The following is a 12,582-nucleotide window of genomic DNA, read 5'->3' on the forward strand; positions in this document are numbered from 1 at the left end:
CCAGGTCAATGAAGCCAGAAGATCTAACCTCGAGAGCCTAGGGGAATGCGCGCTGATCCGCCACTAAACTATGCCCTGCGAAGCCCCGTATTCGAGGGTTTTCCACACTTGCCTAGGATCATCAGGGTAATGGCTGCTTTAAGGGGCGTTCAATGTCCATTCAGCACGCTTCAGCTACCAATTGTTGCAATACGCGGCATGAAACGGCATTGCGCCGTATGTGAGACGTAGTTTCCGCCAGATTGGATTTTCCCCAAGATGGCTTTTTCGAATTTATCAATGGGAGACACCCCTAATGTTTGCAATCGCACGCACAAAACCCTCGCGCCGCACCGGTTCCAGCCTGGCGCTGGCCATTGCGCTCGCCAGTGGCACCGCACTTGGTCTCGTCGCATTCGAAGCGCCGGCCCATGCCGCGAAGAAGAAAAAGAAAGAATCCGCACCAAAGGCGAACTACAGCAAGAATTTCGTGAAGGTTTATCAGACTGTCAACGAGTTGCTGACCGGTGAAAATGCCGACCCCGTGGCAGCCAAGGCTGCTGTGCCGGGCATGCTTGAACAGATTGAAACCGACGATGACAAGCGTCTCGCAGGCAGCGTCCTGTTCAATGTTGGGCGCGAAAATGATGATGTCGCTATGCAGCGTCGTGGTTTCGACATGATGATTGAAAGTGGCAAGGTTGCGGCTACGGAACTGCCGCAGTACCTGGTAAATTCAGGTGAGTTTGCCCGCCAGGCTGGTGACTACGACGCGGCGCGGGCGCGCTTCGCTCAGGCAATTGATGCCGGTTACACCGGGGATCTCGTTTCGGTTGTTGCCAGCACGTACTTTGACAATGACCAGTATGCTGAAGGCGTGAAATATCTTCGTCAGAATATCGACAAGGCGGCGGCCGCTGGAAAGGTGCCTACGGAAATCTGGATCGACGTCGGTTTCTCGGTCGCCTACAATAATGATCTGGTCGAAGACGCCATCGCGCTTTCGATGCAGGCCATCGAATATTACCCGAGTGACAAGAACTGGGCCAACGCTTTCGCTGTCCAGCGCAATACCCTCGATATGTCCGATGACATCACTCTGGATCTGCTCCGACTGGCTGCGGCCAAAGGAGCCCTTTCCAGCGACCGTGACTATTCTGACTATATCCAGGCTGCCGACGCGATCCGCCTTCCGGGCGAAGTTTCGCGCATCCTGAACGAAGCGGTATCGAAAGGCGTGCTGAAGACCTCGGACCCGTTCGTAGCTGAAGCGAAGAGCGCTTCGGAATCGCGCCTCTCCGCCGATCGGGCCGAATTGCCTGCCTACGAGCGGGACGCAAAGAAGCCGGGTGCAAAGCCGGTTGCCGTGAACGTGGCTGCGGATTTGCTTTATTCGTACGGCGAACCAGCCAAGGCTGAAGAGATTTACGCGATCGCAGCAACGCTGCCGGGTCTCGACAGCAACCGCGTGATGACCCGTATGGGTATGGCGCAGGTCGCTCAGGGCAAGTTCGCTGAAGCTAAGGAAACCTTCGCCAAGGTGACGGGAGCGCGCGCTTACGTTGCGCGCCTGTGGTCGACCTATGCGGATACGCAGATGGAAGCAGAGCCAGCACTGGATGCGGCTCCAGAAGCCAGCAGCTAATCACAGCTAAAACCAATTGAAGAAGGGCGCGGATTAACTTCCGCGCCCTTTTTTGAGCCTTTTACCGCAGCCGCTTGACGTAAATCTGACCGTTTTCGCGGCGTTCGACCGCAAAATTGGCAATCGATTCAATCAGGTCAATCAGCCGCGAATAGCCATAATTGCGGGTGTCGAAACTGGACCTGTTGCCAGCGCGCTGGCCGACTTCTGACAGCTTTGCATAGCCTTGCTCATCCCGCTTGCTGGCGTTGTAAGCATCGAAAAGCAGGTGAAGCAGGTCGTCATCAAGAGGGCCTGATTTTGCAGGCTCTGCTTTCTCTTCCTTCTCTGCCTTTATCAGCGCGTTCACGTCGATAAAACGTGTGCATGCCTCGCGGAAGGCTTCCGGTGTTTTTGCACCGCCAAACCCATAAACCGGATACCCGTCCTGCCGGATACGCATGGCCAGAGGCATGAAATCGCTGTCCGAGCTCATAATCCCGAAACCTTGCACGCGGCCACGATAGAGCATGTCCATCGCATCGATGGTCATCTTCATGTCTGTCGCGTTCTTGCCCTTCGTCAGGTCGAATTGCTGCGAAGGTTCGATGCCATATCGGTGCATCCGGTCGATCCAGCCCTTGAGCGAGGTCTTTCGCCAATTGCCGTAAGCCCGCCGGATGTTGACTTGCCCCAGTTCGGCAAGGACGGTCAGGACGGGATCAATACCAGCAGGGCTCGCATTGTCGGCGTCAATCAGGAGCGCGATATTCAGATTGTGTGCGTCAGACATTTGTGTGCTCCGTCCGGCGAAACTCAGGAAGCAGGTACAAAATCGCCAGTGGCTTCATCAAGCAGGTGCAGCACACCATCGGAAATCGCGAAATATGCCCCCCGCAGCGTTAGCGAGCCGCGTTCTTCCTTCTGCTGCACGCATGGGAAGGTGCGGAGATTTTTGAGGCTGGCTTTTACGGCCGCAAGTTCCATGGCCTTTTCAGCATCGCGGCCAGTGGTACCCATGCTCTCAGCGATCGGGTCACGTACCTCGTCCAGCAGGCCGATCCAGTCAGCGACAAATCCGCCCTGTCCCGGCTCATTGCCATGCAGGTCCTGGGTGAGGGCAGCTTGGCAGCCGCCGCACATCCCGTGGCCCATCACCATTACTTCTGAAACTTTCAGGAATTGTACCGCAAATTCGAGCGCAGCAGATACCCCATGCAAACCGGGCGTCGTTTCGAAGGGAGGCACCATCGCGGCCACATTTCGCACCACGAATATCTGGCCCGGGTCCACATCGAAAATCTGCGCCGGGTCGACGCGGGAATCAGAGCAGGCGATGACCATGGTCTTTGGTGCTTGCCCGTCTTTCAGAGCGCTCCAGCGTTCACGCTCGGAAACCCAGTCATTGTCACGAAATCGGCGATAGCCCTCTAGAAGGCCGTCCAAAGCTGTCTCATGTATATGTGTCATGGCATAGCAAATGGCCTGCGCCATTGCCTCTGGCAAGTCCCGACACTAAATGGCCCACATGAACGATCTATCGGCAGCACCCGCATCACCCGAAGAACGCGCACCTCGCCAGCGCAAGCCCGACTGGATTCGCGTGAAAGCGCCCGTCAGCAAGGGCTATCACGAGACGCGCAAGCTGATGCGAGAATTGAACCTCAATACGGTTTGTGAAGAGGCCGCCTGTCCCAACATTGGCGAATGCTGGACGAAAAAACACGCAACCGTGATGATTCTGGGCGATGTCTGCACGCGGGCCTGCGCATTTTGCAATGTCAAAACCGGTATGCCGCGCATCGTCGACCCGATGGAGCCGGAGAATACGGCAATCGCAGCGGGGAAGATGGGCCTCGAGCATATTGTTATCACTTCGGTTGACCGCGACGATCTTCCCGATGGCGGGGCAGGGCAGTTTGTAAAAGTGATCAAGGCGCTGCGCCGCGAGACGCCAGATACCACAATCGAAATCCTGACCCCTGATTTCCGCGGCAAGATGCGCGCGGCGGTCGAGGCAATCTGCGAAGCAGGGCCAGACGTGTATAATCACAATCTGGAAACCGTGCCGCGTCTTTACCCGACCATCAGGCCAGGTGCACGGTACTATGCGTCGCTTCGCCTCCTCGAAGAGGTCAAAAGCCATGACCCGATGATCTTTACCAAGTCCGGTATCATGCTGGGCCTCGGTGAGCAGCGGTTGGAGGTGCACCAGGTCATGGACGACATGCGTAGCGCCGATATCGATTTCATGACGATGGGCCAGTATCTCCAACCGACACCGAAACACGCGAAGGTGGAGGATTTTGTCACCCCCAAAGCGTTCGACGCATTCGGCGCAATCGCGCGGGCCAAGGGATTTTTGCAGGTTGCTTCGTCACCGCTAACGCGTTCCAGCTATCACGCAGGCGATGATTTCGCGGAAATGAAAGCTGCGCGGGAAGCGAAGCTCGCGAAACAAGCTGCCAAGCAGGGCAACTGATGCCCGGTATCCGAGAAAAACGGATACTGCCCTATAGCGCAGAACAGATGTTCGATCTGGTGGCCGATGTCGCCCGATATCCTGAATTTCTGCCGTGGGTCGTGGCAACCCGGGTGAGGTCAGATTCCGAAAGCGAGATGATCGCGGACATGGTCGTCGGTTTCAAATCGATCCGCGAGAAGTTCACATCAAAGGTCATGAAACATCGGCCGCTCTCGATCACGGTCCATTATGTCGACGGCCCGCTGAGGGATCTGGATAATTCCTGGCAGTTCACGCCGCGGGATGACGGAGGTTGCGAAGTCGATTTTTGCGTTGAGTTCACCTTCAAGAACCGCGTTTTCGAAGCAATGGCAGGTCAGTATTTCGACCGTGCATTTCGCAAGATGATGGCAGCGTTCGAAGCGAGGGCCGCCCAGCTTTACGGCAGCAGCAACTCCAGCGCACAAAGCGTCGCCTGACGGCGAACCTCAGCGCGGCCAACATCGCCGAAGCTTTTCAGTTCACCTTCCGGCTCGCCATTTTCGTCACGCTGCGCGCGTGCGAAAACGACCGTTCCCACCGGCTTAAGATCAGTGCCGCCGCCAGGTCCGGCCACGCCGCTAATCGCAATTGCAACATCGGCATTGCTGTTCTTGAGCGCGCCTTGGGCCATCGCCCAAACGCAGGCAATCGAGACTGCACCGAAGGTTTCGATGATGTCGCTTGCCACGTCCAGGCTCTGCATCTTTGCATCGTTGGAATAGGTTACAAAGCCGCGGTCCAGGACTGCCGAAGAACCCGGTATTTCGGTGAGCGCCGCCGCGACCAATCCGCCGGTACAGCTTTCGGCCAAGGCGATCGTGCGGCCTATGGCAGCATTTTCTTCGACCACTCGCTTTGCAAGTGCGTCAATATCAGATGGCAGAAGACCTGCGGTCATTTGGCTTCGTACGGACAAATTTCAGGGTCCTTTACACCTGCAAAATCGACCAGCAGGGCAAGGAAACCGCCAACATTCTCTGGCGGGAGAGGCGAGAGCAATTCGACCGTACGCTCGATCTTGCCGCAATCTTTCAATTTGATTTCTTCAGCAATTTTCAGCGAGATTATGCCGTCCACGAAGGGGCGCATGGCCTCCTCCGGCAACGCCGTGAAGATATCTGCACTGGAACTGCTCCCGCTGCCGGAAGAAGCGAATTGTCCCAACAATCTGGCGGCACCCGCCCAGCGCTCATCCTGCTGCGCTGAATACGGCGCGATGAATGACTGGCCTCGGTTCGCGATGAAACCTGTATCGGCGAATTCGCCCGCGCATTTGGAGGTATAGGCATCGTACAGGATCGGCATCGAATAGATCGTCGCATCGACAACATCCGCTTGCTCGACACAGTCTTGCGCCATGGCAATCTGCGGCTGAGCAAGGCAGAGCACGGCGCACAGCGCCCCTGATGCTTTCAACTTGCGATAAGTCATTGTACTTTCCTAAATCCTGATCACGGTTGCGACGGCCTGGGCAGCGATGCCTTCCTGTCGGCCGGTGTATCCAAGTCGTTCTGTGGTAGTGGCTTTCACGCTAACGAATTGCGAGTCAATGCCGAGCAGCCCGGCAATGCGCGATCTCATTGCGTCGCGGTGCGGCCCTATTTTCGGTGCCTCGCAAATGATGGTCAGATCAATGTTGCCCACCTGATAACCCGCCTCTGCCACAAGATCGGCCGCGTGCTGAAGGAACTGATCGGACGAAGCACCTTTCCAGCGATCATCGGAGGGCGGGAAGTGCTGGCCGATGTCGCCTGCGGCAACCGCGCCAAGCATCGCATCGACGATTGCATGCAGCGCGACGTCTGCATCGCTATGTCCGGACAGGCCATGACTGTGCTCTATCCTGATGCCGCCGAGCCAGAGCTCTTCGCCAGCGACCAGACGGTGGACATCATAACCCATCCCGGTTCGATAAATCGGTGTTTCAGACATGAAATCCTCTGCAAAAGTAAGCTTTTTGAGGGCCTCGTCACCTTCAACATGGGCGACATCGTGCCCGGCCGCCTTGAGCACCTGCGCGTCGTCGCCGGCAGTGGGCGCGCCGGGCCAGCTGCGGTGGGCGGACAGAATGTCGGCAAAGCGGAATGCCTGCGGTGTTTGCACGCGGCGAAGGGTATCACGGTCGGCCGATCCCGCCATCAAGCCGTCTTTATCGATGGAAAGACTGTCCACCACAGGCAAAACAGGGGCAGCGCCCTTGTGCTCCACAAGAGCCGTGAACAGCCTGTGCAGCACAGCCGGGCGAATTTCGGGCCGGGCAGCATCGTGAACGATGACCCGTTCCGGCGGCTGCTGGGCCAGTGCCTCCAACCCGCGTCGGACCGATTCCTGTCTTGTTTTGCCGCCGACAACGAACCGGGCGGCCGCCACCTCACCAATAGCCTGCTGCGCCAATTCCTCTCCGTTTTCCGGAATGACCAGAATGATGGGATCGGCGCCAGCTGCGGCAAGCGCTTCGACCGAGTGGCGCACCACGGGTTTCCCGCGCCAGTTTGCAAATTGCTTGGGGACCGGCTGCCCGGCGCGGATACCCTTGCCGGCGGCAACGACAATGGCCGCAAAGGGAGGAAATGAATTTGCCTTCGCCATGGCACCGGGCGCTAGCTGCTTGCGTGCAATGCTGCAATGCACTATGCGCTGCCCAAATTTTAGGCACATGACGACAATGACAGATATCCCGACCCCGCCGGCAATGAAGCCCATTCAGATTGGCAGCGTGACAATCGATTGTCCGGTCGTGCTTGCGCCGATGACGGGTGTTACCGATCTGCCGTTTCGTACCCTGGTGCGGCGCTATGGTTCTGGCCTCAACGTGACCGAAATGATCGCGAGCCAGGCGGCCATCCGTGAAACCCGTCAGTCGATCCAGAAGGCGGCGTGGGACCCGACGGAAGAACCGGTTTCTATGCAGCTGGTGGGCTGTGATCCTGTCAGCATGGGTGAAGCTGCCAAGCTGAATGCCGATCGCGGCGCAGAAATCATCGACATCAATTTCGGGTGTCCGGTGCGCAAGGTCACCAACGGCTTGGCGGGGTCTGCCTTGATGCGTGAGGTGCCGCTCGCCACAAAACTGATGGAAGCCACAGTCAAAGCGGTCGACGTGCCGGTGACCGTCAAGATGCGGATGGGCTGGGATCATGACAGCCTGAACGCGCCCGAGCTGGCAAAGATTGCCGAAGATTTGGGCGTAAAGATGATTACCGTCCACGGACGGACCCGAAACCAGATGTACAAAGGCTCTGCCGATTGGAGCTTTATCCGCAAGGTGAAGGACGCAGTGTCCATCCCGGTGATCGTCAACGGCGATATCTGCGGCGTCGAAGACAGTGCCAAAGCGCTTGAGCAATCGGGTGCTGATGGATTGATGATCGGACGGGGTGCATACGGCAAACCGTGGCTGCTCGGTCAGGTCATGCATTGGTGGCAGACCGGCGAAACGATCGCCAGCCCCAGTTTTGACGAACAATACGAAGTTCTGGTCGAACACTACAACGGTATGCTGGAGCATTACGGGCGTGAGGTTGGCACCAAGGTCGCGCGCAAGCATCTCGGTTGGTACACCAAGGGAATGCACGGCTCTGCCGAGTTCCGCAATCACGTCAATTTCATTGACGATCCGGAGCAGGTGCTCGGCGAACTGGAGCGTTTCTACACGCCGTTCATGCATCGCCGTGCCGCCTGAAAATGGCGGGCAGCTTGCAGTCCAGCGGTGATGCCGGGGGCATCCCGGATGCCAGGACCCAGATCTCCGGCTTTGTTTTTGCTCTCCTGCTGATCGATCCCGACCTTGTCATCGTTGAGGCTAACCATGCCGCCGAAGATCTGCTTGGCCGCAGCGCAAAACGGCTAATCGGCCAGCAGGTTCGTGACATTCTGCAATTTGCCGATGACAGGATTGCGCAAAGGTTGAGCCATGAAGATGCGCAGCTGGTTGCACGCGGTCTGCCGGTCAGCATTGGCGACAAGACGCGGTTGATCAACCTCACAGTTTCACCGCTGCCCAGTCATCCCGGATGGCGGGTTTGCACCCTGTCTGATGCCGGGCAAGACGACATGAGCCGCAGTGACGAAGCCAGCGCATCGCTCGCAGCGCCCGCCATTCTCGCGCACGAAATCAAAAACCCTCTCGCTGCTATTCGCGGGGCAGGGCAGTTGATCGCGCGCAAGCTTGATGAGGGGGACAAGCGCCTCACCAACATGATCGCTGACGAGGTCGACCGCATAGCGCGGCTGATCGACCGGATGCAGGAACTCGGCAGTAGCAAGCAGGAACCACTGGCACCGGTCAACCTGCATCAGTCGATCCGCAGCGCCATGGCGACGGTGCGGGCAGCGGCAAAGGACCGCGCCGAACTGGTCGAGGAATTCGATCCGTCATTGCCCGATGTTTCCGCCAACAAGGACGCATTGGAACAGGTTCTGATCAATCTGCTGTCGAACGCGGTCGATGCCTGTGAAGGCGCCGAAAGCCCGGAAGTCATGGTTCGTACGCGCTTCGTAAGCGGCCTTGCTGCCAACGTCATGCGCCTTGGCCGTTCGGTGCGTCTCCCGATCGAGGTGACAATTTATGACAACGGTCCGGGTCTAGACCCTGATTTGGGCGATCATATTTTCGAACCTTTCGTGACATCCAAAAAGAATGGTCAGGGGTTGGGGTTGGCGCTGGTCAAGAAACTGGTCGCCGATATGGGCGGCAGGATCAGTTACCGGCGGGATGAAGCGCGCGGGCTGACACTGTTTCGTATCCACTTGGCCCGGGCGGACTAGGAAATCATGAAAGAAATTTTGCTCGTTGAAGACGATACTTCAATCGCAACCGTGGTCACTGCCGCGCTGGACGAGGAAGGCTTCGCGGTTACCCATTGCACCAGCATCGAATGCAGGGACGCAAAGCTAGCCAGCCAGTCATTCGCCGTCATGCTGACCGATGTCATGCTGGAGGATGGCGACGGGATCGAAACGCTGGCACCTGTTCGCGAACGATACCCTGAAATGCCGGTCATCATCCTGTCGGCGCAGAACACCTTGGACACTGCGGTTCGCGCAACCGACACCGGGGCGTTCGAGTATTTTCCGAAGCCGTTCGATCTGGACGAACTGGTCCGCGCCGTCATCCAGGCGGCCGGATCGCGCAGTGATCAGATGCCTGACATCAGCGAGGCCGGTGATGGGCTGCCGCTGGTCGGCCGAAGCCAAGCCATGCAGGGCGTTTACCGGATGATAACGCGCGTTCTGCGCAACGATCTGACAGTCCTGATCCTTGGCGAATCCGGCACCGGCAAGGAATTGGTCGCCGAGGCTATTCACCAACTTGGGCACCGCAAGAGCGGGCCGTTTGTCGCAGTAAACGCAGCCGCAATTCCGGCTGATCTGATCGAAAGCGAGCTGTTCGGGCACGAGAAGGGCGCGTTTACCGGCGCAATCGCGCAATCAATCGGTAAATTTGAACAGGCCAATGGCGGCACGTTGTTCCTTGATGAAATCGGCGACATGCCGATCGAGGCGCAGACGCGCCTCCTGCGCGCACTGCAATCGGGCCGCATTCGCCGGGTCGGCGGACGTCAGGAAATCGACATCGATGTTCGTATCGTCGCGGCAACCAACCGTGATCTGAAGCCCATGATCGCGTCGGGACGCTTTCGAGAGGACCTGTTCTACCGGTTGGCCGTTGTGCCCGTGGAATTGCCCCCGCTCCGCGAACGCCGCGACGATATCGAAGCGTTGGCGAAACACTTCCTCAAGCTGGCCACTCTAGAGGGGCTGCCTCAGCGGCAAATCTCTTCAGGCGCGCTCGAAATGCTTGAGCAGCAGCCGTGGCCCGGGAACGTGCGGGAACTACGCAACATGATGTACCGCCTCATTTTGCTGGCCCGCGACGATGTGATCGACCGCGATGGAGTGGTCGAAGTGGTTGGTGCGAATACCGCCCCAGCTAACGAAACCGATGATGAAGGCATCGCGCCAGCCTTGCGCAAATGGCTGACGCGCGAGAACCCGCCATCCGGAACGATCTATCATTCCGCGCAGGCTGCATTTGAACGTCCTCTATTCGAGTGGGCGCTGCGGGAAACCGGCGGAAACCAGCTGAAGGCGTCGCGCATTCTCGGGATCAACCGGAATACGCTGCGCAAGAGACTGGTCGATCTTTCCATTGATCCTGAAACATTCGCGCAGAATTCCTGATTCCCGGCGCGGGAGAGAACCGGTTCGGCGAAAAACTTCTTGCACAATTGCAACAGTGACGTTGTAAGAATGCAACGATGGCCGGTTTCGATCAGACGATAGCTCGAAAGAGCCCGCGATGGTGGCGTAGATTTATCGTCGCGTCCCGCCGCGCCAATATCTTTTTGATCCTGGAAATACTTGCTGGCGTCACGATGCTGGCGATGATTGGCGCGACCTACTTCGCATTTTCGAGCGCGCCTCCTGACGGACGATTGCTGCCATCGGGGCAGGTTGCGATCTTGCTGATCGGAACCCTGATTCCGGCCATGTGCCTTCTCGTGCTGTTTGGACGGCGGACAGCCATCCGCCGCGCTGCAGGTAGCACGGCGCGGTTGCACGTGCGGTTGGTGTTCTTCTTTTCTCTGGTTGCTGCGATCCCGACGTTGCTTGTCGCGGCATTCGCGGCCTTCCTTTTTCAATCGGGCGTCGACTTCTGGTTTTCGGACAATTCGCGCGGCCTCATGCGCAATGCGAACGAACTGGCGCAAGGATATTACGAGCAGAACCAGCTGCAGGTGGCAAACAACACGATCACGATGGCAGCCGATTTGCGCGCCTATTTCGAACGGGGAACACTGGCAGATCCTGAATTTGCAGAGTTCTACAGCTTGCAAACGCAGGGCAGGGAGTTGAACGAATCCGCGATCCTGCAAAAATTGCCCAGCGGCGAACTGCGCACAGCGGCGGTCCTCAATCTTGGTGCCGGTAACGACCCGCAGGCATTGCCGATGAACACGATCAACCGGATCGAAGAAGGTGAGCCGGTTATTGTGACAGGCGATTCCCAAAGGATCGAAGCAGTTGCTGCAATTGACCGGGAAAGCGGGATATATCTCTACAACGCCCGGAATCCAGAAGCGTTGTCGTTCAAGTCATGGGAAAGCGCCACGGCAATTTCTCAGGCATATCAGGTTCTTACCACGCGGGCGAGAGCGTTGCAGCTGCGGTTCAATCTGGCGCTGTTTTTCGTTTCGCTTGCCTTGGTCGGTCTGGCGGTGTGGTTTGCGCTGCGTTTTGCAGATCGTCAGGTCGAGCCCCTGACTGATTTGGTTGCTGCAGCCCGTAAAGTCGGTGCAGGCAATTTCTCACTCAGAGTTGATGGCCGCACCGGTGCGGATGAAATCGGACTCCTCAACCGGGCGTTCAACCGCATGACCGCGCAGATTGAAAAGCAAACCGATGCGTTGGTTGGGGCGAATGAGCAACTCGATCAAAGGCGCGCCTTCGTCGAAGCTTTGCTGGAGTCTGCTTCGGCAGGGATAATTTCAGTGGATCACGACGGTTCGATCCTGCTCATGAACAGCACCGCGCAAAACCTTCTGCTTGAAGGACCGGAGACCGATATTGCCGGAGCTCAGCTTGCCGATATTGCACCGCAAATAGCTGGCCTGCTGGATGCAAAGCTGAAGAATGGCATCGTCAATCATACCAAGGGCAAGGATCTGCTCACGCTCGCGATCAAAATCGCAGAGGCGCCTGAAGGTCAGGTAATTACATTTGAAGATATAACCCGCCAGTTGCTGGACCAACGGCAAGCTGCCTGGTCCGATGTCGCCCGCCGGATTGCGCACGAGATCAAGAATCCGCTAACACCAATTCAGCTCGCGACAGAACGCCTGAAGCGGCGCTATCGCCGGCAGATCGAGATCGATGGTGAACTCTTCGATGACCTGACCAATACGATCGTCCGGCAGGTCGGTGATCTGCGCAAGATGGTCGATGAATTTTCTTCATTTGCACGGCTGCCCAAGCCGGTGTTCCGATCAGAAAACGCCATCGATCTCGCTCGGCAGGCGCTGTTCCTGCAGGAAGTGGCGCATCCACAAGTCGATTTCGGTTTCACGACCGATCTGGACGGTCCGGCTCTCATGGCTTGTGACCGGCATCAGGTTGGCCAGGCGCTTACCAACGTTCTCAAGAACGCCGTCGAGGCGGTGGAGGCGAGGGCGGTTGACGCAGAACCGGACTTCCGCGGGCGCATCGCTGTCGAACTTCAGGCTGACGAGGATGAGGTAACGATTGCGGTGGAGGACAACGGCATCGGCCTACCCAAGGATCGGGAACGGATCGTCGAACCCTATGTCACGACCCGTGACAAGGGGACCGGGCTTGGGCTCGCAATCGTGAAAAAGATTGTCGAAGAGCACGGGGGCGACATGGCGTTTTCCTCTGCCGAAAATGGCGGAACTCGGGTGACCTTGCGGTTTGCTCGCGACCCGCTGACCGCAATGGGCGAAGCTGCATGATG

At 57.8% G+C, this 12,582-nt stretch carries 12 protein-coding genes; 7 read left to right on the top strand and 5 right to left on the bottom strand.

Features of this window, described 5'->3' with window-relative positions; all coding sequences use genetic code 11:
• Positions 1–295: 295 nt before the first annotated feature.
• Positions 296–1,624, top strand: coding sequence for a hypothetical protein (locus PO778_RS04120; protein WP_160729816.1), 1,329 nt, complete (start codon positions 296–298; stop codon positions 1,622–1,624).
• A gap of 61 nt (positions 1,625–1,685) precedes the next feature.
• Here PO778_RS04120 and PO778_RS04125 read toward each other — a convergent pair whose 3' ends face one another.
• Both PO778_RS04125 and PO778_RS04130 read right to left on the bottom strand, forming a co-directional pair.
• Positions 1,686–2,396 carry an NYN domain-containing protein gene (locus tag PO778_RS04125; protein ID WP_271438704.1) on the bottom strand — a complete coding sequence of 237 codons (711 nt, stop codon included), beginning with the start codon at positions 2,394–2,396 and terminating at the stop codon, positions 1,686–1,688.
• 23 nt (positions 2,397–2,419) lie between these two features.
• Positions 2,420–3,073, bottom strand: coding sequence for a carbonic anhydrase (locus tag PO778_RS04130; protein WP_271438705.1), 654 nt, complete (start codon positions 3,071–3,073; stop codon positions 2,420–2,422).
• Between the two features lie 58 nt (positions 3,074–3,131).
• Here PO778_RS04130 and lipA point away from each other — a divergent pair, with 58 nt between their 5' ends.
• Together lipA and PO778_RS04140 are read left to right on the top strand one after the other, a co-directional pair.
• Positions 3,132–4,085 (top strand): lipoyl synthase, encoded by a 954-nt coding sequence (gene lipA / locus PO778_RS04135; protein ID WP_160729819.1) that lies wholly within the window; start codon positions 3,132–3,134, stop codon positions 4,083–4,085.
• A complete protein-coding gene (locus PO778_RS04140; RefSeq protein ID WP_271438706.1) occupies positions 4,085–4,546 on the top strand; it encodes a type II toxin-antitoxin system RatA family toxin in 462 nt (153 codons plus the stop codon). The genes lipA and PO778_RS04140 overlap by 1 nt, the downstream gene beginning before the upstream one ends.
• Here PO778_RS04140 and PO778_RS04145 read toward each other — a convergent pair.
• From PO778_RS04145 to PO778_RS04155, 3 genes are read right to left on the bottom strand one after another with little or no spacing between them, the layout of a single operon-like run.
• A complete protein-coding gene (locus tag PO778_RS04145; RefSeq protein ID WP_160729821.1) occupies positions 4,507–5,007 on the bottom strand; it encodes a CinA family protein in 501 nt (166 codons plus the stop codon). The genes PO778_RS04140 and PO778_RS04145 overlap by 40 nt on opposite strands.
• Positions 5,004–5,540 (bottom strand): hypothetical protein, encoded by a 537-nt coding sequence (locus tag PO778_RS04150; protein WP_271438707.1) that lies wholly within the window; start codon positions 5,538–5,540, stop codon positions 5,004–5,006. Before PO778_RS04150 ends, PO778_RS04145 begins: the two co-directional genes overlap by 4 nt.
• 9 nt (positions 5,541–5,549) lie before the next feature.
• Positions 5,550–6,698, bottom strand: a complete 1,149-nt coding sequence (locus PO778_RS04155) for a bifunctional 2-C-methyl-D-erythritol 4-phosphate cytidylyltransferase/2-C-methyl-D-erythritol 2,4-cyclodiphosphate synthase (RefSeq protein ID WP_271438708.1) — start codon at positions 6,696–6,698, stop codon at positions 5,550–5,552.
• Positions 6,699–6,774: 76 nt separating this feature from the next.
• Here PO778_RS04155 and dusB point away from each other — a divergent pair, with 76 nt between their 5' ends.
• From dusB to PO778_RS04175, 4 genes are all read left to right on the top strand, one after another.
• Entirely contained in the window at positions 6,775–7,791 is a 1,017-nt protein-coding gene (gene dusB, locus PO778_RS04160) for a tRNA dihydrouridine synthase DusB (RefSeq protein ID WP_160730629.1), read from the top strand.
• Positions 7,792–7,793: 2 nt separating this feature from the next.
• Positions 7,794–8,876, top strand: coding sequence for a two-component system sensor histidine kinase NtrB (locus PO778_RS04165; protein WP_271438709.1), 1,083 nt, complete (start codon positions 7,794–7,796; stop codon positions 8,874–8,876).
• A gap of 6 nt (positions 8,877–8,882) precedes the next feature.
• Positions 8,883–10,292: a sigma-54-dependent transcriptional regulator gene (locus PO778_RS04170; protein WP_271438710.1), complete on the top strand. Its 1,410-nt coding sequence runs from the start codon at positions 8,883–8,885 to the stop codon at positions 10,290–10,292.
• 77 nt (positions 10,293–10,369) lie between these two features.
• Positions 10,370–12,580, top strand: a complete 2,211-nt coding sequence (locus PO778_RS04175) for a sensor histidine kinase (protein ID WP_160729826.1) — start codon at positions 10,370–10,372, stop codon at positions 12,578–12,580.
• The last annotated feature ends 2 nt before the right edge of the window (positions 12,581–12,582 follow it).

Origin of the sequence: Pontixanthobacter luteolus, from assembly GCF_947494915.1 — a bacterium.
GTDB classification, from domain to species: domain Bacteria; phylum Pseudomonadota; class Alphaproteobacteria; order Sphingomonadales; family Sphingomonadaceae; genus Pontixanthobacter; species Pontixanthobacter luteolus.